The sequence below is a fragment of the Marinobacter daqiaonensis genome, from assembly GCF_900115285.1.
In the GTDB taxonomy this organism is placed as follows: Bacteria; Pseudomonadota; Gammaproteobacteria; order Pseudomonadales; family Oleiphilaceae; genus Marinobacter; species Marinobacter daqiaonensis.
Window position 1 is genome coordinate 1,991,387 of the sequence record NZ_FOYW01000001.1, and the last position, 21,344, is coordinate 2,012,730.

Genomic DNA, 21,344 nt, shown 5'->3' on the forward strand with positions numbered 1-21,344 from the left:
GCCGGGCTTGCGGGCGCACCGCCAGCCTGCTGGCTGACGGTGCCGGAGCGTTATTCCGTAGGCAGCTTGTAGCCCTTGAAGTCCTCCCGCAGCTTGGCCTTCTGGAGCTTACCGGTGGCACCGTGAGGCAGCTCTTCCACGAACACCACGTCGTCCGGCAGCCACCACTTGGCAACCCGTTCCTCCAGGAACTTCAGGACGTCTTCCTTGGTCACCTTGGAATCCGGCTCACGCACGGCCACCAGCAACGGACGCTCCTGCCACTTCTCGTGACGCACGCCGATCACCGCGGCTTCCGCCAGCTCCGGATGGGCGACGGCTTCGTTTTCCAGATCGATGGAGCTGATCCACTCGCCGCCGGATTTGATCACGTCTTTCACCCGGTCAACGATTTCCATGAAACCATCCGGGGAGATCACCGACACATCACCGGTGCGGAACCAGCCATCGTCGTCGAATGCATTGGCGCTGGCTTCCGGGTTCTCATAGTAACCGTTGATAACCCCGTTCCCCCGCACCAGCAGCTCACCCTGGGACTCACCGTCATGGGGCAGCTCATTGCCTTCGGCGTCAACGATCTTCATCTCCACGCCGAACATCAGCCGGCCCTGGGTGCCCCGCAGCCGCAGTTCCTCCTCCCAGTCTCCGCCACGCTGGCTCGGCCGCGGTGTTGCCACCGTGCCCAGCGGGCTCATTTCGGTCATGCCCCAGCCCTGGATAGCCTCGACGTTGTAGGTCTTCTTGAACTCCTCAATCATCGACTTGGGCAGTGCCGAGCCACCGATCAGGGTGCGCTTGAGGCTGCTGAACTTCTTGCCAGCCTTGCGCATGTAACCAAGCAGGCCCAGCCAGACCGTGGGCACGCCCCAGGCGTCGGTTACTTTTTCGTCTTCAATCAGGTTATGGAGACTCTCGCCGTCCAGCGCCGGTCCCGGGAATACCATTTTTACCCCAGCGATCAGGCCAAAGTAGGGCGAACCCCAGGCATTGACGTGGAACATGGGCACCACCGGCAGAATGGTGGAGTTCTCGTCGATGGGCACGCCGGAAATGGTCAGTACGAACAGGGCATGCAGGACGTTGGAACGATGACTGTAAAGAACGCCTTTGGGGTTGCCGGTTGTGCCAGAGGTGTAGCACAGGGAGGAGGCGGTATTCTCATCGAATTCCGGCCACTCGAACTGGTCCGACTCATCCTTGATCAGGGTTTCATAGCAGTAGACCCGGGGCAGGCTGGTCTCCGGCATGTGCTCTTCATCGGTCATGACCACGAAGCCTTCCACGTCCGGAAAATGCTCGTACAGCTTCTCCAGCAGCGGCAGGAAAGTCAGGTCCACAAAAATGAACTTGTCCTGGGCGTGGTTGACGATGTAGATCAGCTGGTCCGCCGGCAGGCGCGGGTTCATGGTGTGACAGATGGCACCCATACCGGAGCTGGCGTAATACACTTCCAGGTGACGGTAGTTGTTCCAGGCAATGGTACCAATGCGGTCTTCCTCGGAGGCGCCCAGTTTCTTCAGGGCATTGGCGAGCTTGCGGGTGCGCTGGGCCATTTCCGGGTAGGTGTAGCGATGAATGCCGCCCTCAGTGGTGCGGGAGACGATCTCCTGATCGGGGTAGTTCCCGGCTGCGAACTCCAGGATCTGGGATATGAGCAGGGGCCGGTGCATCATCAGGCCTTGCATGGGCTTTCTCCTTTATTTTTATCTAACGGTAATGAATTGGGGGGACAAGTGCCTCCGGGAGACACCGGGTGCCCGGTTTCCTGTTTTCGGGTAGGGATACGATATAGCGCCGGATTGGATCGTGGCAACCCGGATGGTTGTTTTTCTTATGCGGGGGGCACTGACCGTTGATCAGTCGTCGTCGCTGAACGCGGAGCGGTGAAATTCGGCGGCCTCACTGGCCTCCTTCACACCGGTTTCCAGCAACTCAGGTATGTCTCCGCCAGCGAGCACCTCCAACACTGCGTGGGTACCCCGGGCAAGGGAGGTCAGGTTGTAGCCACCCTCCATCACGAGGGCGAGCCTGCCATCGCAGTGCTTGTCGGCAACCTCCTGAATAATGCGGGTGATGACCTTGAACCCGTCGTAGGTCAGGTTCAGCGCCATGTCATTGCGGTGAGGGTCGAAACCGGCAGAGACAAGCACCAGGTCCGGCTTGAAGTGGTCGGCGGCCGGCACGAGGATTTCACGGAACACTTTCTCGAAGGCGATATCCCCTGCTGACTCGGGAAGGGGCACATTGATGGTGTAGCCCTCACCAAATCCCGCGCCCACCTCCTCCAGGTGGCCCGAACCCGGATAGAAGGGAGCGGCACAATGGGTGTCGAAGAACAGGACATCGGGGTCCGCCCAGAAAATATCCTGGGTTCCGTTGCCGTGATGGGCGTCCCAGTCGATGATCAGTACCCGTTCACAGCCCAGCTTTGCCTGGGCATGGGCCGCAGCCACCGCAACGTTGTTCAACATGCAGAAGCCCCGGGCCCTCACCGGCTCCGCATGATGACCCGGTGGACGCACCAGGGCGAACGCGCTCTGGCATTCACCGTTGATGACACTCTCCACGGCCGCGATGGCGTTCCCCGCAGCCGCGGTAGCGGCCTTGATGCTGTCGGGGGAAACGGCCGTGGTGTCCGAGTCCAGCCAGGCGCTTTTGCCCGACAGCGAAAAGATGTGATCCAGGTAGGATGTGGTATGCACCCGCGCAAGCTGGTCGTAGGTTGCGCTCTTCCCCTCCCTGAACTGAACACCGGGAACCGGGTTTTCCTCCAGGTACTTCCTGACTGCGGTCAGACGCCCCGGATGTTCCGGATAACTCCACTTGAAGTCCAGACCCTGCAGGATGTTCCTGACACGCTTTTCCACCCGACTGGGAACGAAAGGCAGATCCACCTCAGGGTTATGGCCCAGCATGACGTCATCGGTAAAGACATAAACGGTTCGATCGCCCAGCACTTCATCCCCCTTTTTCATTTCTCTCCCGCGGCCCAGTGAGGTTCACGTATCACTGTCGATCAGCCAGAACTTCCTGCACAGACGTTGTGAATGCGGCTGCCCGTACACCTATGGTTTTGAAGCCCAGCCGGGTCCAGGCCGCCTTGGCCTCCTTGTTGGAAGCCGAGTACTCAAGGATCAGCTCATAGGCGCCACGACTCTCGGCGAATGCAACGAGCCTACGCAAAATCGCCCGGAAAATCCCCAGCTTGCGGAAATCGGGCTCCACCCAGACATCGTCAATAACACCAGACCTGTATTCCACGTGGCTGGTCTGTTCCCAGATGCCCTGATTGTGCAGTACATAGATATAGCCCATGGCAACAAGACCAGCCCCAGGTACCTCCGCCACCACAAGCTGCTTGTTGGCAGCGGTCAGGGACGAGTGCAACACCGCGAGCAGACGGTCCCGCTCATCCTCCTTCAGGCTTTGCGGCTGCGCACCCGCCACATGCAGGGCGAGCTTGGCGAGAAATTCCACTAGCACGGGGAGGTCATCCTCTGTCGCTTCCCGAATCACATACCTCTCATCTGTGTTCTTTCTGCTAACCATCTCGCGGCTCCGGCACGACCACTGTTTCACGACCAGTGCAAGTCTCCGGCTGCGGAACTCCCACAACCCCCTTTCACTATGGCTTGTTATGCTTGATATTCAAGCACTCATCCGTGACAGGAGTTTGCCAGGGTGTTCATCAGGGTCGCAACCGTCCGTCGTTCACGCAGGCTTCGCCTGCCATGCCACCCATGGCAGAACTCACCCACCGGGCCTGAACGAAACGCCCGGCCGAGGTTAAAGATTGGTTCACGATCATGGTATGGTGGCAGGGAGCTCGCGCTACGGCCGGGCCCACGAATCCACGTTCCGCCTGCGCTGGCGGGTCCCGTTGTTATCTGGAGCAAGAACATGCCAAAGGATGTGATTCTGGACACCAATGTCTTTGTTGCGTCCGGCTTCAACCCCCACAGTGCCTCTGCAAAGGTTGTCCGCCAGGTCAGGGAGGGCAAGCTTCAGATGATCTGGGACCGGCATACCCGGGGAGAGATTGAACACATCCTGGGCAAGATTCCGGGCCTCTCCAGGCGCGACAGCCGGGCTCTGTTCCAGAAGAGCGGCCGGTTCCGGGGCCGTACCCACCCGAGCCGATTCCGCTATGTTCCGGATCCCGCTGACCGGAAATTCGCAGCCCTTGCCGATGCCAGCGGTGCCACCCTGATCAGCAATGACGACGACCTGCTCCGGGGCCGAAAACGGGCGCGGGCGCCCATCATGACCCCCAGGGAATTCCAGCGGAAGCGGTCAAAGGGCTAGTGTCCCGTTTGGTTAATTCGCTGATCCACTGAGCCCCTGAAAGCCTTGAGAGCAAGGCGCGGTGGTGAAGGTTTGGTGGCTCCAAATCGAGACACCGCAACACAGCTATCAAGGCTTTCAGGAGCTCCCGAAGGGCTTGCCGCTGGCGCCTCTGGACCTGTGTTGCCAGCCCTTGATGTGGAACCACCACACCTTCGGACTGGCGCCTTGGCCAGAGGCGCCAGTGGCAAGCAGTGGATCAGCGAATTAACCAAACGGGACACTAGTGTTCCAGGCCTTCAGGGCATACGGTTGCGCTGCAGTAACTCCGACAGGGCCTCCGGGAAAAAGGACTTGCGTATCGAGATGGCATAGAAATTCTCGAAAACCTGGGAACCACCACACCTTCGGACTGGCGCCTTGGCCAGAGGCGCCAGTGGCAAGCAGTGGATCAGCGAATTAACCAAACGGGACACTAGTGTTCCAGGCCTTCAGGGCATACGGTTGCGCTGCAGTAACTCCGACAGGGCCTCCGGGAAAAAGGACTTGCGTATCGAGATGGCATAGAAATTCTCGAAAACCTGGGGAAGAAGCTGATATTCCTCCAGCCTGCCCTGATTGATCTCATCCTTTACCACCACCGGCGGCAGCACCGCGAAACCGTCGCTGTCCCGGGCCAGAAGCCGCAGCATCGCCATGTCATCGGCCTCGGCCTTGATACGGGGCCGGTACTGATGAATGGCACAAAGCGATTCGAACGCGGAACGGATTTCGGTGTTTTTATCGGGCAGCACCCATTCGGCGTTCTCGTAGCCCTCCGGGAACGGCCGTTCTGGCCGTCGTCCCGTTGGCCCGACAATGGCAACCGGCTGGCGGGCGACCAGCTGGTTCTGCCACGGGGCTTCCTGCGCTTCAGCCGTCACCGCCCGGTTGGTCAGTACCAGATCGAACTCATGACTGGACAGGCCCTCCAGCAGACTGGACATGCCCCGCGCCTTCAGGGAAAAGCGGACGTCCGGATTCTTCAGCAGCGGGCTCACAAATCCCTCGACGAAATTACGGGACAGGTTGGTCTGGACACCGATGGACAGGTGCTGGACGCGACGATCGGCGCCCTTCAGCAAAAACGTCTCCAGCTCCTCCCCCGTTGAAAATATCTCCTCCGCAAAGGCCAGGGTGCGTCTGCCGGTGTCGGTCAGCACCAGCTTTCGGCCGCTGCGACTGAACAGCTGTACATCCATCGTGTGCTCGAGCTGCTTGATCTGGGCGGAGAGGGCTGACTGGGACACGTGCAGCGCCTCGGCAACCTGGGTCAGGTTCCCGGTTACGGCCACACGCCAGAAGTAATAGAGGTGATGGTAATTCAGTCGCTTCATTTCAGTTAACTTTTATAGAACGTTTTTTTAATATTTATGTATTTTTATTAACTATAAAACATCAGCACACTGGAGCTCAACTTGAAAAGGAGGTCAGCACCCCATGCCACTATCCAGTACCCTGATGCTCACTATCCCGGCCCTGTGTTTTCTGGCGGGTCTATGGAGCGGAAGCTCCGGCCTCAGCCATAGCCGGCTGGCGCAATGGCAACAACGGCTGGGCCAGTACCTGTGGCTGCCCCTGCCATTTCTGCTGGTGCTCATGCTGACTCACCCAGAAAGCGCCGCGGACCTCGACATTCTCAGCCTGACGCCCCTCACCCTGGTTATGCTGGCGCTGGTGACCGGAATGGCGTTCGTGCTCATGCGTTTTTCCCGCCACTACATGGCTGGAGATCCCCGGCTTCCCCACTACTACCGGTGGTTCTGGCTGACACTGGGTTCAGTCTCCCTGACCATCATGGCCAATCATCTGCTGCTGTTCTGGTTTGGTTGGATGACGATCAGCCTCTGCCTGCACCGCCTGCTCACCCATTACCCTGAACGGCCTCGCGCCGTTCTGGCGGCCCACAAGAAGTTCATCCTTGCGCGAACCGCCGAGCTGGCCCTGCTGGCAGCCTTCACCATGCTTCATCTCCAGCACCAGACCTTCCTGATTGATGAACTGCGCGCACACTTTTCACAACCGGGGGCCACACTGAGCTGGCAGGACCAGGTTGCCGCGGGACTGATTGCCATCGCAGCCCTGATCAAGTGCGCCCAGTTGCCGGTACACGGCTGGCTGATCCAGGTTGTCGAGGCACCGACACCGGTCAGCGCCCTGCTGCATGCGGGCGTCATCAACCTCGGGGGCTTTCTGCTGATCCTGTTCGCTCCACTGCTGATGCTGGCGACCGCGGCCCAGTGGCTGATCCTGATCGTTGCGGGGCTGAGTACCGTGCTGGCCGCCCTGATCATGACCACACGCGTCAGTCAGAAAGTCCGGCTGGCATGGTCAACCTGCGCGCAGATGGGGCTGATGCTGGTGGAGTGCGCCCTGGGACTGTTCGAGCTGGCCCTGCTGCACCTGCTCGCCCATTCGGCCTACAAGGCATATGCCTTCCTCAACTCCGGCAGTGCGGTTTACGACGATATCCAGCAGCGCCTCGCGCCGGCGGCGGTACCATCATCGGTTGACTGGTCCGTTGCGGCAGTGATCGCGGCCTCCGCCGTCGGAGTTGTCGCCGCCCTGCTCAACCCCGGTGGCGCCTGGAGTCCCTGGCTTCTGCTAGCGCTGGCCCTGACGATGCTGATCGCCCAGCGCCGCAGCACCGAGGCGCATGCCTCCCTCGCCGGCCTCGGCATGATTGCCCTGACTCTCAGCCTGGTTTACGGCCTGCTGAAGACCGCCATGGCTCCTGTACTTGAGTCATCCGGCATCCAGGCCGCCCCGGCCTCCGGCCCCGCGGATGTCTGGGGGATGCTCATGTTCACCACCCTGTTCGCTCTCGGATGGCTGCTGCGTTATCAGTTCCGCAGGCCCCGGACGCAACATCTGTACACGGCGCTGTACGCGGGCCTGTATCTGGATGAGTGGTTCACCCGTGCCACCCTGAGAATCTGGCCGGTGCGCCTGCCAGTCAATCCTCGTCAAAAACAGTGTGACCTTGACCTTTCCGAGTTGGACAACAGGAGCCCGACGCATGAATATGCCGCTCAGCCCCAGAAACTTTAAGCTCCCGCCGGAGACCGCCGCCCGCCTGGCTGAGGCGACGGGGCGAATCGCTCCCGCCTGGCCCCTGGACAGGATGATCGCGGTCAACCCCCTGTGGGAAATGCGGGATCGTCCGTACCAGGAAGTGTCCGCACGCTGGGGTGCCCTGGCCGGCATCCGCTGCCTGCTGCCACGGCAACAATACCGCCGCCTGTACCGGGAAGGACAGATCACGGATACCGCACTGGTGCAGGCCGCGAAGCGGCAGGGACAGAGCGCTGACCTTGAGCAACTCCATTCCGGCCTGCGGGACACCGGTAATGAACCGGCCCACTGGCACAATATCGCTGACCTGCTGGATGCGGATCGCGACCCGACCCGCATGTACTGGACCGATGAGATCATCCATCAGATCAGTCAGTTCTGCGCCATGCACTATCAGCAACGCCAGCGAATGGCCGGAGACGAGAGCCTCGAGTCCCTCTACAGCCACTGGCTGAATGTCGTCCAGAAGGACTACGGCATCAGTATCGTGATGAAGGAACCCGGCCTGCGCTCGGTCTTCGCCGGCCTGCCCGCCGACCCCGAAGAGCTGATCGCCGCCGCAATTGACGAGCTGGGGATCGATGAGAGCGTCCTGGACGCATACGCCGAAGCCCTGCTGCTCGACATCAATGGCTGGGCCTCCTACGTCGCCTACCGGCGCTGGCAGGCCAACCTGGCCGGCGAGCCTGATTCTGACATGCTGCAGTTGCTGGCTATCCGGCTGGCCTGGGAACTGGTGATCTGGCGTCACCTGAAGGAGAATGACCGCTCACAGTTCGAACAGCTGGCGAGCCGCTGGCGCCAGGAGCAGGACAGCCTTGACCAGAAACTGGACGCGCACCTCGATGACCAGAGGTTGCTCTGGGTCTGGGCCCAGGCCCTGGAGCTGAGCGATCAGCATCATCTGCAGGGGTCACTGCTCGCGAGCACACCGACAGAAACAAAAGTCCCGGACCTGCAGGCGATTTTCTGCATCGATGTGCGCTCGGAAGTCATGCGCCGCGCCCTGGAAAGTCAGCATCAGGGGATAGAAACCTACGGCTTCGCCGGTTTCTTCGGACTGCCGCTGGAGTATGCGCCGGCGGGCACATCCCTGGTGCGGCCCCAATTGCCGGGCCTGTTGAAAGCACAGATCACGGCAAGGGAAGCGAGCCCTCCAGGCCATCGCCCCGGAGCCCTCAATCGCCAGTCGCGTTGGCGTGACTGGTCACAGTCCGCCAGTTCAGCCTTTTCCATGGTGGAGTCGGTAGGCCTCTGGTATGCCTTCAAACTTTTCAAGCAAAGCCTGTTTCCCTCGCAGCAGAACCATCCGGTCAATACCCTCAGTCACCACCGCGAGTGGGAACTGAGCCGCGACGGCGAGCCTCTGGGTGTCGAAGAGAGGGCGGCCCTTGCCAAGGGTATCCTTCACGCAATGGGACTGGGCACTTTCGCGCCAAAAATCCTTCTCGTCGGGCATGGCAGCCAGTGCAGCAACAACCTTCATGCCGCGGGGCTGGACTGCGGCGCCTGCGGGGGCCAGACCGGTGAAATCAATGTTCGTGTACTGGCACAGTTACTCAACGACCCGGAAATCCGCCGGCAACTGGACCGGGACGGTCTGCCCATACCTGACGGTACCGTTTTCGTGGCCGCCCTGCACAACACCACCACGGACGAGGTGACCTGCCTCGACAACGAGACCGACAGCCAGCTTCAGGACTGGTTACACTCAGCAACCCGCCAGGCCCAGAAAGAGCGCGCCGGTCGCCTCGACCCGGAGCTGGAAGGTCTGGAGGAGCACTCGCTCCATGCAGCGCTCGGGCGGCGGGCCCGCGACGCGTCCCAGGTTCGCCCGGAATGGGGGCTGGCCGACAATGCCGCCTTCATCGTGGCGCCCCGTAACTGGACCCGGGAGCTTGACCTGGGCGGGCGCAGTTTCCTGCACGATTACGACTGGCAGCGGGACTCGGGCTTCAGCATCCTGGAACTGGTGATGACCGCGCCGATGGTGGTTACCCACTGGATCAACATGCAATACAACGCCTCGGTGACCGACAATCTCAAGTTCGGTAGTGGCAACAAGGTCCTCCACAATGCCGTGAACGGTAACATGGGCGTATTCGAAGGTAACGGTGGTGACTTGCGCATAGGCCTGCCGCTGCAGTCGCTTCACAATGGCGAACGCTGGATGCACACCCCACGTCGCCTGAGCGTGTACATAGCAGCGCCCAGGGAGGCCATTACCGACATCGTGGCCCGCCACGACACGGTTCGTCACCTGATCGATAACGACTGGATCTACCTGTTCCGCTGGGACCAGCAGGAGGGTATTGAACGACTCTACCGGCAGCAATGGCGGGAGATGGCCGAGTCACCTCAATTCAGTCCGTCGGACGTGCGCGGTGCCGCCTAGACAACCTTGGGGACCAACGGCAGGGGTGGCTCAGATAAGCCCCTGCCGTCTGGCCTTCACCAGAGCATCCTGCTTATCCCTGGCCTGGAGCTTTTCGTAGATTTTCTTGATGTGACTATGCACGGTATGGGGACTTATATTGAGCCGCACCGCGGTTTCCTTGTAGGTCAGGCCCTCCTGCACTGCCATCAGCACATCACGCTCCTTGCGGCTGAGTAACTCCCCGGTGGGGGCATCGGCCTGGAATTCCCTGACCAGTGCCCGCGCAATCCGGGGTGTCATTGGCGCTCCGCCATTACGAAGCGTGTGCAGGGCGTCAATCAGTTCAGCCGGGCGTGTGCCTTTCAGGATATAGCCGGTGGCGCCAGCCCTGAGTGCACCAAAAACATGGCCGCGGTCTTCATTGATGGTGTGAGCGAGGATCTCGATGCCCGGCAACCGCGCCTTTGCCTCGGCAATAACCGTCAGGCCCGACATGCCCGGAAGGTTGAGGTCACACAGCAGAAGATCCGGCCTCACGGTATCCAGAGCCAGCATCAGGCTCTCGCCGTCGCCACAGGCGGCGACTACATCAAACCCGGGATCGCCCTCCAGCAGCAGGCGAAGGTTCTCCCGCAAGGGCGTACTGTCTTCCACAATGGCGATCCTGATCATGCCGCCGCACCTCTTCCATTACTGCCGGGAAGGCCGGGCATCACCGCCAGGGCATCACCGGCGGCTTCCCCGATCCGGGCGATTCCGGTCCCGATGTCATTTCCGGCGAGGGGCAGGGAGAATTCCACCCGGGTGCCCTTCCCCGCCTCCGACGAAATCTCCAGGCGGGCGCCAAGGTGTCGTGCCCTGGTCGCCAGGTTGCCACTGCCCCGCCCCGTGCCATCGACCCGGATAGCCGCCGCTGATGAGGGCATCCCGACGCCATCATCCACCACCACAAGCCTTAGACCCGGGGGTGCGACATGGAGGCTGACCCTGATCCGGCTCGCCCGGGCATGCTTGAGGGCATTGGTCAGGCACTCCTTGTAAACACGGGATACGTTCAGCAATATCACGCTGTCGGGCACGGGTGTTTCTTCATCCAGGGCAACCGTCATCTCGAAATCGAGTCCGCCCGCCTCCGCCAGGGAGCGTCCCAGCACCCGGAACTGGGCTCCGAGGGTTACCCAGTCAATGTCGTCGTCCAGGGCCTGCATGATCGCCCTGACTTCGCCCAGGGTCTCACGGGCAAGATTCGCGATGCTCTCGAGGTGTTCCCTGACAACCGGCTCACCGCTTTTCTTAAGTGTCATGTCGGCCACCATGGCAATCGTCGTCGCCAGGCTTCCTATGCCATCGTGAAGGTCCCGCAGAAGACCCGCCTTTTCCTCCTCCCGCGCGGCCAGCTCCCTGGTCCGGCCATCTTCTGCGCGCTGCAGCGCTTCAGCCTGTTGGGTCAGCGCAAGCAGTGCCTCGGCGAGCCGAAGATCCTCGCTGGTGAAAAGTCGCTTGCCCTTGTGGCCATGGCTCAGCTCCAGGCAGCCGCGCCCATCGATAGTGGGACTGAGCAGCACCAGTCCTTCCCGGTCAAGGGTGGCACGTTGGCACTTCTCATCCAGCATGCGCACGGAAAGCGGCTCGAAAACCCGCGTCAGCAGCCTCTGCCAGCTGACGCGAAGTCCTTCCGCCGAGCGGGCCGAGAAGAGGGTCTGAATGAGTTCAGGAAGGTGGCGCTCGATGGCCTGGCCGGCGGCTGGATTCACTTTTCGCCACAGGTACTGACGCAATGGGAAATACAGCCAGCCGGCAATCAGCAGCGAGGCTCCAAGGGAGGCTCCCGCGCCGGCATTAAGTGTCAACAGGAGAGCATCAAGCGCGAGAACCGTCATTCCGCTGAGAGCCCAGATCATGGCCTCGAACCACCACTGGCCCAGATTGAAAAGACGGTAACGCACGACTCCGAACGCCAGGGCAACGTACATGCAGAAGACCAGGGCGTAGACCCCGGATGTGGACAGGTAGACCTCCCGGGCCAGCGCCACCTGCATCAGGTTGGCAACAATTGCGGTACCGATGGTGATCAGCACCACCATCAGCAACCAGAGCAGCGCGGACCGGTCCGCTGGCTCAGCAGACGTACGACGCCACTGTAGTGCGCCAAACAGCGGAAACAGCACCAGCATGGACAGTACAATCGGCAGCTGGAAGAGCAGCAGTGGCGACGGGGACAGTTCCAGCACCGACACCGCCGTTATCATGGCGGCGGCAAGGTACAACATCTTCGCCACCGGCGCCCTTCCCAGCTGGACGGGATAGGACCAGATAAGGGCCACGAAGGCAAAACAGGCGATGGTGACGCCAAACAGGTTGGCATGGGTCAGGCTTTCAAGAAGCTGGGGCCGGAGCGTCAGCTCCCGGTGATTGATAGGGGTTGCGGCGCAGGCCGCCACGAACATCCCCGCTCCGTTGATGGCGAAGTGCCGGCAGGCCTCTGACTGGCGACGATAGGCCCATACGCCCACGCCTACCAGCAGGGCAGACAAGCCACAAAGCATGGCAATCCAGTAGGGCAGAGGCACTGAAGCCACTGGCCGCATGGAAGGCTTCAGGGCTACCGTCTCCCCTGCGAGCAGTTCGAGGGTGACCGTTCCCGCGGTGAGCCCGCGGTAGAGCTCGGCTTCATCCGTGAAGAATGACTGGAACTGATCCCGGTCCGGCAGACCGTAGGCACCTTCCGGCAGAACCAGGGCGGACCTCAGAGGCAGGTACGTGCCATTCCCGAACCGGATTCCCTGGATGCGGTCACCGGGTTCGACCTGGCCCGCGGCAGGCCCTGAAGGCGCCACCTCGCTGACCACCACCAGCCCCGTTTCGAGGTCACCCCTGAATGTCAGCCCAAGCCAGGGAGTGGACAGCAGGAACTGGGTAAGCAGAGCGATGGTACAAATGCCGAGGATACCGACCAGGAGCAGCAGCTTGCCGGGGGCATAGCTCGGACGACGCCAGCAAAAGGTTCGAAGACCCACCTCAAGACTCCAAACAGATACGCCGTCAGCCGTTGGTGCCCCCCGGGGGACTGGCTGCTATCACAAGTCCGTGGCGCCGGTCAGACCCGGTACGGACCCCGCCCACAAAATGTACAGGTCTATTTAAGCGCAAATACCCCGGAAAATCACTCTCCCGGGGTAGCGCCCGGGGATACCCGATACCCATCCCACCCCATAGGATAACGGAGCCTGGCGTATACCCGAGCCGCCACCAGCGGCACCGGGAATCGACCGGGCCCGAACCACCCCCACCGCCTCACCACCCTATAGCTCATGGAGGGAACCAAAAATGACTTTTGATCGCCAATACCTGATCTGTGGCCTGATCTATGCCCTGGCGGGCATGGGGCTGGGCATCGTTATGGCCAAGACAGCCAACGTAGCCCAGCATGTGACCCACGCTCACATACTGCTTGTCGGCTTCGCTGTCTCCCTGATCTACGCCATCATCCACAAGCTCTGGCTGGCCAATGCCAACCACCGCCTGGCGTTGGTCCAGTTCTATGCCCACCAGACCGGTTCACTGGTCATGTTCGCGGGCCTGTTCCTGTTCTACGGCGGACACGTGCCGGAACCCCAGGTCGGGCCTGTCCTTGGACTGGCGTCCTTTGCCGTGCTCACCGGGGCGGTCCTGATGCTGGTCATGGTCCTGATGAGCGGCAGACAGCCCCACCCGCACAACGCAATCCATGAAATCCGATAATGGAAAAATCGTCATGTTCAAGCAATCACTACGGCCTGCTGCCTTTTGCATCGCCCTTGCCATCACACCCTGGGTTTCAGCGGACTGCGTTGGTGGCATAACCCAGGCCGAAGCCCGGCAGCACTGGAACCACGCCCAGGCCCTGGAGAGGTCGGGCAGGACCACAGAAGCCGTCGTCGCCTACCGCCAGGCCCAGGGGTATGTCTGTGGAGGAAGTAATCCCGTTGAACTGGAGGCGGCCCAGATGGCGGCGCCCCTGGCCAGGGATCTGGGCCGGTCCCTGGAACAGAAGGGCAGGCTACTGTCCGTTGACGACAACGGCAAGGTAGCGGTGTGGGGTGCGTTCGACTGGTACGAGACCGGCGGCCACTTCAGCGACGCCGACCGTGTCCTGTTCGCGGCCGCCCGCGCAAACCCGGATGATATCGGCCTGTTCGACAGGATCCGCCAGCATTTCATCGACCGGACGCTGCCCTCCTTTTTGACCAACAACCGGGCACGGCTCCAGGCCGTGGGCGGCTATACCCTGGACCGGTCCATTTACGACAGGGTAATGGCAATGCCCCGGCAGAGCTTCGAGAACGCGCTTCTTGCCGAGGACCGGGCCTTCGATGAGAACTGGCTCCGGGGCTTCGCTGCGCTGGAGGGCCGGCGGCCGGAGAACCCGACGGATATCGTCGCGATCCAGCAGGCGCAGATGGCGGAGCAGACGTTCATCCGCAAATGGCCGGAGGATCTTATGGACCGCAGTCTTTCACTCCTGGAGATTGCTCGCCAGTGGTCTCTGCGGGCAGCGCCGGATCCGGCTGTCCACAAGGCCCTGGTCCACCGGCTCAACGAACGCGCGGTGGCCCGTGGTGATCGTCTGCTTGAGGCTTATGCCGATACCCCTGCCCTGCTTGATCGGGCCATTGAGTTCTACCTGCGGGCCGATGCCGCTGACCGGGTGGCCACGGTGGAAAAACGCGCTGAACAGCTGGGTGACGCGAACCTTGCCGACAATCGATTCACCCTGGCTGCCGAGTTTTACCGGATCTCCGGCAACGACGGGAAACAGGAGGAAGCCACTATACTTGGGGAACGCCAGCTCGGGTCGCAGGCATCCTCCATGGCCGCCAGCTATGAGGCGCAGGCGCTCCAACTGCAACAGATGTACAGCAATCCCGCCATGATTGAGGCCATGCAGAAGCAGGCCGAAGAGATGATGCGGCAACTCCAGAAAAGCCAGGGCCAGTTCCAGCAGAACTGACGATGGGATTAACCGACGGCGGGATCAATCCACTTTCAGTCAGGAAGCCGCTGCCGCGACCTCCAAACCGGATTGGATGGCCAGACGTCTGCAGGGCATCGTCGGCCGCTTCAGTAACTGAAAGGCCTGTACTCCACCCCCAACGCCCGGGACGAGCGAACGCTCATCCCGGGCACAACTGCGATTCATTTCAACTGGTCACCGCGTGGTGGCGTGTCCGGCCACCATTTCAGCATCACGGGCTTGACGCTCAGCCCGTGGATAATGATTGAAAGCACGATGACAACCAGGGTGATGTGGATGAACTCCACGGCCATGTCTTCCGGCAGGCCAAAGACAATGGCGAACATGAGGTAATAGATCGAACCGATCCCCCGCACACCGAACCACCCGACCAGCAACTGCAACCGGAGGGGAGTGCCGGAGCCCAGCAGACCGAGGAGGACACTCGCCGGCCGGACCACCATGAAAAGAAACAGTGCCATGCCGACGGCTCTCACGCTCCATGAGTCAAGAAACAACATCCCGCCCAGCAGCAAAACCAGCACAAGCTCGGACAGTCGCTCCAGGGGTTCCTTGAATAACAGAGAGCCTTCCGATACGTGAGTACCGTGCTGTGGCATCGCTCTGTCGGGCTGAACCTCCGGGGCGGATCCGGTATCCCTGGTGAGTGGACCAATAGCCGCCAGCTTGAGCTCTGCCTGACGCAGTGAAATGGCTGCTGCGAAAACCGCCAGGAAGCCCCAGGCTTCCACCAACAGGCAGGCACCGTACACCAGGCCGATCAGGCCCAGACCAAGAAAATCATCCAGCAATGGGCTTTCGCCACCGAGCAAACGCTGCTTCCGAACAATATGGGCCAGCAGGCGGCCCATCACGAATCCGATCAGGAGGGCCGATACCGTCGACCAGAGGACGTCCTTCATCACCCACGAGCCAATCAATTCATAACTTACCGGAGCGCTCAGCATTGCAAGGCCCAGCATGATAAACGGAAAGGCACTGCCATCATTCATACCCGCTTCGCTGGTCAGGGTGAACCGCAAAGCGTCTTTGTCCCCCATGTGCCGAACCTGAACATCCGTGGCCAGCACCGGATCGGTGGGTGCCAGGATACCTCCAAGCAGGATCGCCGCACCCAGGGGGAGTGAGAGCACGAAATACCCGAAAGCAGCGGTCAGGGCGACACTGATTGTCATGGAGACGAATGCGAGCCGCACCGGAGCCCGCCACTCGCGCCACCTCACAGGAACCGGCATTTTCATGCCGGCAATAAACAGTGACACCAGAACCGCGACCTCCGCAAGAATTTCCAGCAGGTGAGCCTGTTCCAGCGGATTAAAATGAAAGGCCCCGAATACCGTTGGGCCAAGGGCTACCCCGACGGCAAGATAGACAATGGAGGGCGTCAGGTGTAACCGCTGGAGGATGGGAGAGCGCAATCCCATCATGATCAACAGTGTTCCGATCAATACAAACCAGGCGGCGGTGTTCAAAGGCATTCCCCCGTTGCGGGATATGGAGCACAAACACCTACCGCAACCCAGGTTTGCGGTTTAATGCGCTGAGTTACAGCTGGGCCGGAGCGTGGCCGAGAATCGATTTCCAGGCCTTGTTCATATCGGGCAGCCACGCCTTGAGAAGGGGCGTGGCCGCCTCCCCGGGCCCCATGCCCCTGTGGGTTTGAAGGTAGCAAAAAAGAAATGCGGACACCCGGGCGTTGACGATGCAGTGGACCCAGACCTTCCGGTCAGAAAACGCGTCCATGAGCTCCGAGAACTCATCCAGATGCGCCTTGGCTGGTGCATCAAAGGGTACGGGCAGATGGACGTAGGTCATACCCAGGGAGGTGACGATACTCCCTTCCCGGTCGATCGACTGCTCGTGGTTCGGCATTGCCAGGTTGATCACGCACTGGTAGCCCCTCGCCGCGATCTGTTTCAGCTGTTCCTCCGTGGGCTGGCCCGAGGTGCAGATGCCCGGAGTGATCTTGAATTCGTTGAGTATTTCCATCGGCAATCCTGGCCTGAGTTAGAACTGCTCCGGCCACGAGCGAAGCCCGCGCCCGTAAACCGTTCAGTTTCAGAATACACTGAGTCTGTCATTGCGTGCCAGGAACCGGTCGTTAACGGTAAGCCACAAAGGTTCACAAGACAGGGGCGCACCTTCCGGCAGCCCTCTCTGGGCATGCACGTGGAGGTGGGATTCCGAGCTGTTTCCGCAGGAACGCCAGCAGGGAGGGCGAGACAATCCACCGGCACAAGCTGATGATGCTCTGACCGGCGTCAATCACGGGGGAACTCCACCGCCGCAACCTCCGCGACGAAGAACGGAAAGTACTGGTCACCACCAAAATGATTCCCTGCCTCTACATGGGTCGGTAAACGGAAACCCGAAAACCAGCGGTATCCGGAAAGATAGCCACCGAATGGCTGCAAGCGGTATTGTTTTTCCGGGTTAGCATTGCTCCATCGTTCAAATCGGACCTGGGTTGGCTCCCCGTCTGGCGCCACCGTCAGCTCCACCGACTGTGACAGACCCTGGTGCACGACGGTGAGCCGTACGCTGTCGGCACCCACCTGCTCCCAGGAAATTCCGGGGCCAGGAAGCGTCGCGGCGGGGGTCCAGAATAACGCTTCGGCCACGTAGCGGCCAAACGCCGACCGCCGATGATCCTCGTCCCCTCCAAGCCGGGCGACCGGCAGTAATCCCATCATCCAGAACCGGGTCCAGTGTTCACTGTCAGAACCGGAGAGCCTGAGCACACCTCGTCGCCCGCGCATCTTCCAGAGGAATCCCTCTGGCATGGCCAGCGCCTGGATCGCCGAAAAATCCAGATAGCCTGGACTGGCCCTGGTTCCCAGACCAAAACGGCCGGTCATTGTTATTCTGGCTATTGTGTAGAGCGGGGCCCCAGGTTCAATGGTGTAAAGGAAATAGCGCCGGGCCGGTTCCGGCAGGCCGGCAACAATGTCAGGTGAAAACCTTGCAGGTTGTCCGGGTTGCAACGATGCAAGCGCTTCCATGGCGTCACGGTCAGCCCGGTGGTCCAGCTGCCGCCTGGCCGCTAGCGCCAGCACCACCAGAACGAGCAAGAGCACCGTAAACGTCAGCCACATGATCAGTCTGCACTATCGGACAAGGGACTCTTCAGCCTGAGGCCAACGCTCATACGCCCCTTTACCCGGTATTCGGCGTCAGGCACACCCGGCAGCGCTATACCCATCGGAGGACCTCCTCTACTGGCCGTCTCAGGGACCGTGGCATCTCGGGTCCGCGACCAATTCGCACAATCAGATCCGGGCGGCAACCCGGGTCGACGGCGGGACAGCGTCTTGAAAGGTCAGGAAGAATCCAGATCCGCCCCGGTTCTGCCCTGAATATCCAGGGCTGGGTATTGTGACTGGAAGCCGCAAGGGTTGCGTAACGTATCAGGCCGCCATAGTCCTGCGGCTGAATACCGAGGTCATGGTGACGCCAGATTTCACTGACGGTATCGGAATAGGTCATGGCAGCCTCACATATCCATGGGCGAGGCACAAAGTATGTTCCCTGTCGCCGGCCCCTGCTATTGATATGAATCAACAGGCCCAGATATCATTTTGTGGTTTTGCTCAGGGCAACGCTCACGGCCTGATCCGCATGAATCCGGGTCGTATCATAAAGCGCCACATCGGTATCGGTTTCCTGAATGAGAAGCCCGATTTCAGTGCACCCCAGAATGACCGCCTGCGCCCCACTCTCTGCCAGAGAGGACACTACATCCAGATAGGCGTTCCTGGAGACCGGCTTAATCACACCCTGGCACAATTCTTCGTATATCACCGTATGAACAAGTTCCCGCTGGGCTTCATCTGGCAGCCGGACCTCAATCCCCTGAACCTCCAGCCGCTTCCGGTAGAAGTCCTGCTCCATGGTGAACCGGGTGCCAAGCAATCCGACACAGGTGACGTCGTCCTGCCGCAGCACCTGGGCGGTGGCATCGGCAATATGGAGCAGGGGCACCGTCACGGCCTTTTCAATTTCGGGCGCAACCTTGTGCATGGTGTTGGTGCAGAGCACCAGGAACTCGGCACCGGCGGCCTCAACTGATCGGGCGGCGGATGACAGGATCTCCGCGGTGGCTTCCCAGTCCCCCTGGTGCTGAAGTCGTTCAATATCAGCAAAATCCACGCTGTACAGAACCAGCCTGGCGGAGTGAAGCCCGCCCAACCGATCCCGGACTTTCTCGTTTATCAGGCGGTAGTAGGTCTGGGTCGACTCCCAGCTCATCCCGCCGATCAAGCCTATGGTTTTCATCCACTCACTCCCTGTAAGGGTTTCGGTTCAATTTCCGGCCTGTTCCGGAGCTCTAACAGCCCGGGTAAATTCCGCCCCCGCTTCCGTGCCTGTCGTTACCGCTTCATTAAGGTTTCGTATCCTGCTCGGCTGGTGATTCCTTTTTCGAGGATCACGATGGCGCGGGGGTGATATCTGACCTAACGTGCAAATGCAGGTGCTCGGGAATCACATTTATCAGGGACGATAGGCTGAAATGGAATTGACGGCAACGTTGGAAATTTTTGCTGATTACAACCTCACTCTCGTGGTGATAGGCCTGGGAGTGCTTGCACTTGCGGTGCTGCTCCACCACTTCAGCGACTACCCGTTCTCCTTTCCCATTGTCGCGCTCGCCCTGGGGTACCTTGCCTTTGCCCTTCCTCTGGGCCTGAAGCCCCCCGACCCTCACGAACACGGTGCGTTAGCGGTTCACCTGACAGAGCTGGGTGTCATCATTTCGCTGATGGGCGTGGGCCTGAAGATAGACCGGATGCCCAGTTTGCGCACCTGGAGTTCCACATGGCGCCTGCTGGCCATTTGCATGCCGCTGACCATCGCGGGCGTCGCCTTTCTGGGATGGTGGATGATTGGCCTGACTCCGGCGGCCGCCGTGTTACTTGGCGCCGCTCTCGCCCCGACGGACCCGGTCTTGGCCGCGGACGTTCAGGTTGGCGAGCCAGAGGGTTCGAACGAAGAGGATATCCACCCCAAGAAAAAAGAGGACGAGCTGCGGTTCACCCTGACGTCTGAGGCGGGACTGAACGACTCGCTGGCATTTCCGTTCACCTACCTTGCCCTGCTTATGGTAGCGGAGGGAACGGCTCCGTCGAACTGGATTGGCGAATGGCTGTTGATCGACGTGGTGTACAAACTCGCGATGGCTCTCGTCGCCGGGCTGGCCCTTGGCTGGCTGCTTGCAAGGATCCTGCTTCGACTGCCCATCGAAACAGAGCCCCAGAGAATGAAAGCCGGGGTCGGGGCCCTGGCCGGCACCCTGCTGCTCTATGGCATCACCGAAGTGCTTGGAGGTTACGGCTTTCTGGCGGTCTTCATTGGCGCGATGACCATCAAACACTACGAGCAGACGCACCAGGCCCACAAGTCATTGCACACCTTTGCTGAGCAGTCGGAGCAGCTGCTGATGCTGGGCATACTGATCGCGCTGGGTGCCGCCATCGCCGGCGGACTGCTTGCCTCCCTCACCTGGGAGGCCGCCCTGCTCGGGATACTGCTGGTCTTCGTTTTGCGACCCCTGGCCGGAATGATCAGCATGTTCGGATCGACATGGCTGCCCCTCCGGGATCGCGCCATCGCCAGCTTTTTCGGTATCCGCGGTATCGGCTGCCTGTTCTACCTGGCCTATGGGCTTCATGAGGGAGAATTTATGGAAGCGGAACTGCTGTGGTCGACCTGTGCCTTTGCCGTCGTTCTGTCTGTTTTTGTGCATGGCGTAGCAGCCAGTCCCGTTATGAAGTTCAGGGAGCGGCGGATCCCCCCTCATCCCCGGCAACCATCCAGCAACTGCTGAAACCTCGCGGCCTCCGTGGCATCGGGCTGGAGACCGTAGCTCTTGACTATCCTCACAAACCGCGCGACATACTGGCATCGGCCCGCTGGCGGCATCCACTCATCGGGGCCTCGTGCTCCCTTGCTTCGGTTCAGGTGGGCCTCCACCGGCCAGAGGTTGACCGGATCGTTGGCGAAGCGCTCCCGCTCCACCCGGGGCCAGGTGTTGGCGCCCCGTTCCCAGGCCCAGGCCAGGGGGACGACGTGGTCGATGTCGATGTCACCGGCGTTCTGGATAACGTTGCCGGTGAAGGGGGAGATCCAGCGACCGGTGACCACGCGGCAGCGGCTGGCGTCGGCGAAGCGGACGGTGGTGCTGGAGCTCTGGATCAGGGCTTCGGCCCGGCTGTCCTGGCAGTCGCCGTCCTCATCGGACCAGCCGTGGCCGAACTCGGAGCGCTGGTATTCCACGCTGGGGTCGGCGCGGCTCAGGGTAAGGCCCTTGGGCAGACGGCCACCAGCACTCAGGCAGCTCTCCAGGTCCTGGAAGGGCGTGAAATTTCCGGTCCGCTCATAGTAGGAACTTACCGGCGGGTGACAGATACCGGAAGAGGACTGCTTGACGGGTGGATTGACCGCATGGGCCAGGCTGAAGCCCAGCAACAGGACCAGCACGGCCAGGTTTCGACAGCACACTGAAACCATGAAAACTCCAGGTAAAACGAGGGCTACTTCATTGCCTCCCTCTCCTGG

Annotated in this window: 18 protein-coding genes; 6 read left to right on the plus strand and 12 right to left on the minus strand. The window is 60.9% G+C overall.

Features of this window, described 5'->3' with window-relative positions; all coding sequences use genetic code 11:
- Nucleotides 1–50: 50 nt before the first annotated feature.
- From BM346_RS09085 to BM346_RS09095, 3 genes are all read right to left on the minus strand, one after another.
- Nucleotides 51–1,685 carry a long-chain-fatty-acid--CoA ligase gene (locus tag BM346_RS09085; protein ID WP_092011155.1) on the minus strand — a complete coding sequence of 545 codons (1,635 nt, stop codon included), beginning with the start codon at nt 1,683–1,685 and terminating at the stop codon, nt 51–53.
- Nucleotides 1,686–1,856: 171 nt separating this feature from the next.
- Nucleotides 1,857–2,957 (minus strand): histone deacetylase family protein, encoded by a 1,101-nt coding sequence (locus BM346_RS09090; protein WP_174805159.1) that lies wholly within the window; start codon nt 2,955–2,957, stop codon nt 1,857–1,859.
- 49 nt (nt 2,958–3,006) lie between these two features.
- Complete coding sequence (locus BM346_RS09095; protein ID WP_092011160.1) at nt 3,007–3,549, minus strand: GNAT family N-acetyltransferase; 543 nt, start codon at nt 3,547–3,549, stop codon at nt 3,007–3,009.
- Between the two features lie 351 nt (nt 3,550–3,900).
- Between BM346_RS09095 and BM346_RS09100 the strand changes: the two genes are divergently transcribed.
- Nucleotides 3,901–4,305, plus strand: coding sequence for a PIN domain-containing protein (locus tag BM346_RS09100; protein ID WP_092011162.1), 405 nt, complete (start codon nt 3,901–3,903; stop codon nt 4,303–4,305).
- Nucleotides 4,306–4,583: 278 nt separating this feature from the next.
- On the opposite strand, the gene BM346_RS18085 is transcribed toward BM346_RS09100, so the two are convergent.
- Entirely contained in the window at nt 4,584–4,760 is a 177-nt protein-coding gene (locus BM346_RS18085) for a hypothetical protein (RefSeq protein WP_175510254.1), read from the minus strand.
- Nucleotides 4,761–4,775: 15 nt separating this feature from the next.
- Nucleotides 4,776–5,660 carry a LysR family transcriptional regulator gene (locus tag BM346_RS09105; protein WP_092011165.1) on the minus strand — a complete coding sequence of 295 codons (885 nt, stop codon included), beginning with the start codon at nt 5,658–5,660 and terminating at the stop codon, nt 4,776–4,778.
- Nucleotides 5,661–5,763: 103 nt separating this feature from the next.
- Here BM346_RS09105 and BM346_RS09110 point away from each other — a divergent pair, with 103 nt between their 5' ends.
- Together BM346_RS09110 and BM346_RS09115 are read left to right on the plus strand one after the other, a co-directional pair.
- On the plus strand, nt 5,764–7,374 hold the full coding sequence (locus tag BM346_RS09110) for an NADH-quinone oxidoreductase subunit L (protein ID WP_092011168.1): 1,611 nt from the start codon (nt 5,764–5,766) through the stop codon (nt 7,372–7,374).
- Entirely contained in the window at nt 7,343–9,793 is a 2,451-nt protein-coding gene (locus BM346_RS09115; protein WP_092011171.1) for a YbcC family protein, read from the plus strand. Before BM346_RS09110 ends, BM346_RS09115 begins: the two co-directional genes overlap by 32 nt.
- 30 nt (nt 9,794–9,823) lie before the next feature.
- On the opposite strand, the gene BM346_RS09120 is transcribed toward BM346_RS09115, so the two are convergent.
- Nucleotides 9,824–10,447, minus strand: coding sequence for a response regulator (locus BM346_RS09120; protein WP_092011174.1), 624 nt, complete (start codon nt 10,445–10,447; stop codon nt 9,824–9,826).
- The gene (locus BM346_RS09125) at nt 10,444–12,792 is read right to left on the minus strand and encodes an ATP-binding protein (RefSeq protein WP_092011177.1); all 2,349 of its coding nucleotides are present in this window, start codon (nt 12,790–12,792) and stop codon (nt 10,444–10,446) included. The genes BM346_RS09120 and BM346_RS09125 overlap by 4 nt, the downstream gene beginning before the upstream one ends.
- A gap of 310 nt (nt 12,793–13,102) precedes the next feature.
- Here BM346_RS09125 and BM346_RS09130 point away from each other — a divergent pair, with 310 nt between their 5' ends.
- Nucleotides 13,103–13,516, plus strand: coding sequence for a TonB-dependent receptor (locus BM346_RS09130; RefSeq protein WP_092011180.1), 414 nt, complete (start codon nt 13,103–13,105; stop codon nt 13,514–13,516).
- Nucleotides 13,517–13,529: 13 nt separating this feature from the next.
- Nucleotides 13,530–14,765, plus strand: a complete 1,236-nt coding sequence (locus tag BM346_RS09135) for a hypothetical protein (protein WP_092011182.1) — start codon at nt 13,530–13,532, stop codon at nt 14,763–14,765.
- Between the two features lie 185 nt (nt 14,766–14,950).
- Here the strand turns inward: BM346_RS09135 and BM346_RS09140 are convergent, their stop codons facing one another.
- The 4 genes from BM346_RS09140 to BM346_RS09160 all read right to left on the minus strand — a co-directional run bounded on the left by BM346_RS09140 (nt 14,951) and on the right by BM346_RS09160 (nt 19,064).
- Nucleotides 14,951–16,267, minus strand: a complete 1,317-nt coding sequence (locus BM346_RS09140; RefSeq protein ID WP_227662838.1) for a cation:proton antiporter — start codon at nt 16,265–16,267, stop codon at nt 14,951–14,953.
- Between the two features lie 67 nt (nt 16,268–16,334).
- Nucleotides 16,335–16,778 carry a protein tyrosine phosphatase family protein gene (locus tag BM346_RS09145; protein ID WP_092011186.1) on the minus strand — a complete coding sequence of 148 codons (444 nt, stop codon included), beginning with the start codon at nt 16,776–16,778 and terminating at the stop codon, nt 16,335–16,337.
- 272 nt (nt 16,779–17,050) lie between these two features.
- The gene (locus tag BM346_RS09150) at nt 17,051–17,884 is read right to left on the minus strand and encodes a DUF6544 family protein (protein WP_092011189.1); all 834 of its coding nucleotides are present in this window, start codon (nt 17,882–17,884) and stop codon (nt 17,051–17,053) included.
- 478 nt (nt 17,885–18,362) lie between these two features.
- On the minus strand, nt 18,363–19,064 hold the full coding sequence (locus BM346_RS09160) for an aspartate/glutamate racemase family protein (protein ID WP_092011194.1): 702 nt from the start codon (nt 19,062–19,064) through the stop codon (nt 18,363–18,365).
- 235 nt (nt 19,065–19,299) lie between these two features.
- On the opposite strand from BM346_RS09160, the gene BM346_RS09165 reads away from it, so the two are divergent.
- Nucleotides 19,300–20,613, plus strand: a complete 1,314-nt coding sequence (locus BM346_RS09165) for a cation:proton antiporter (RefSeq protein WP_092011197.1) — start codon at nt 19,300–19,302, stop codon at nt 20,611–20,613.
- Here BM346_RS09165 and BM346_RS09170 read toward each other — a convergent pair.
- Nucleotides 20,583–21,296, minus strand: a complete 714-nt coding sequence (locus BM346_RS09170) for an HNH endonuclease family protein (RefSeq protein WP_092011199.1) — start codon at nt 21,294–21,296, stop codon at nt 20,583–20,585. The two genes, BM346_RS09165 and BM346_RS09170, sit on opposite strands and share 31 nt — an antisense overlap.
- Between the last annotated feature and the right edge of the window lie 48 nt (nt 21,297–21,344).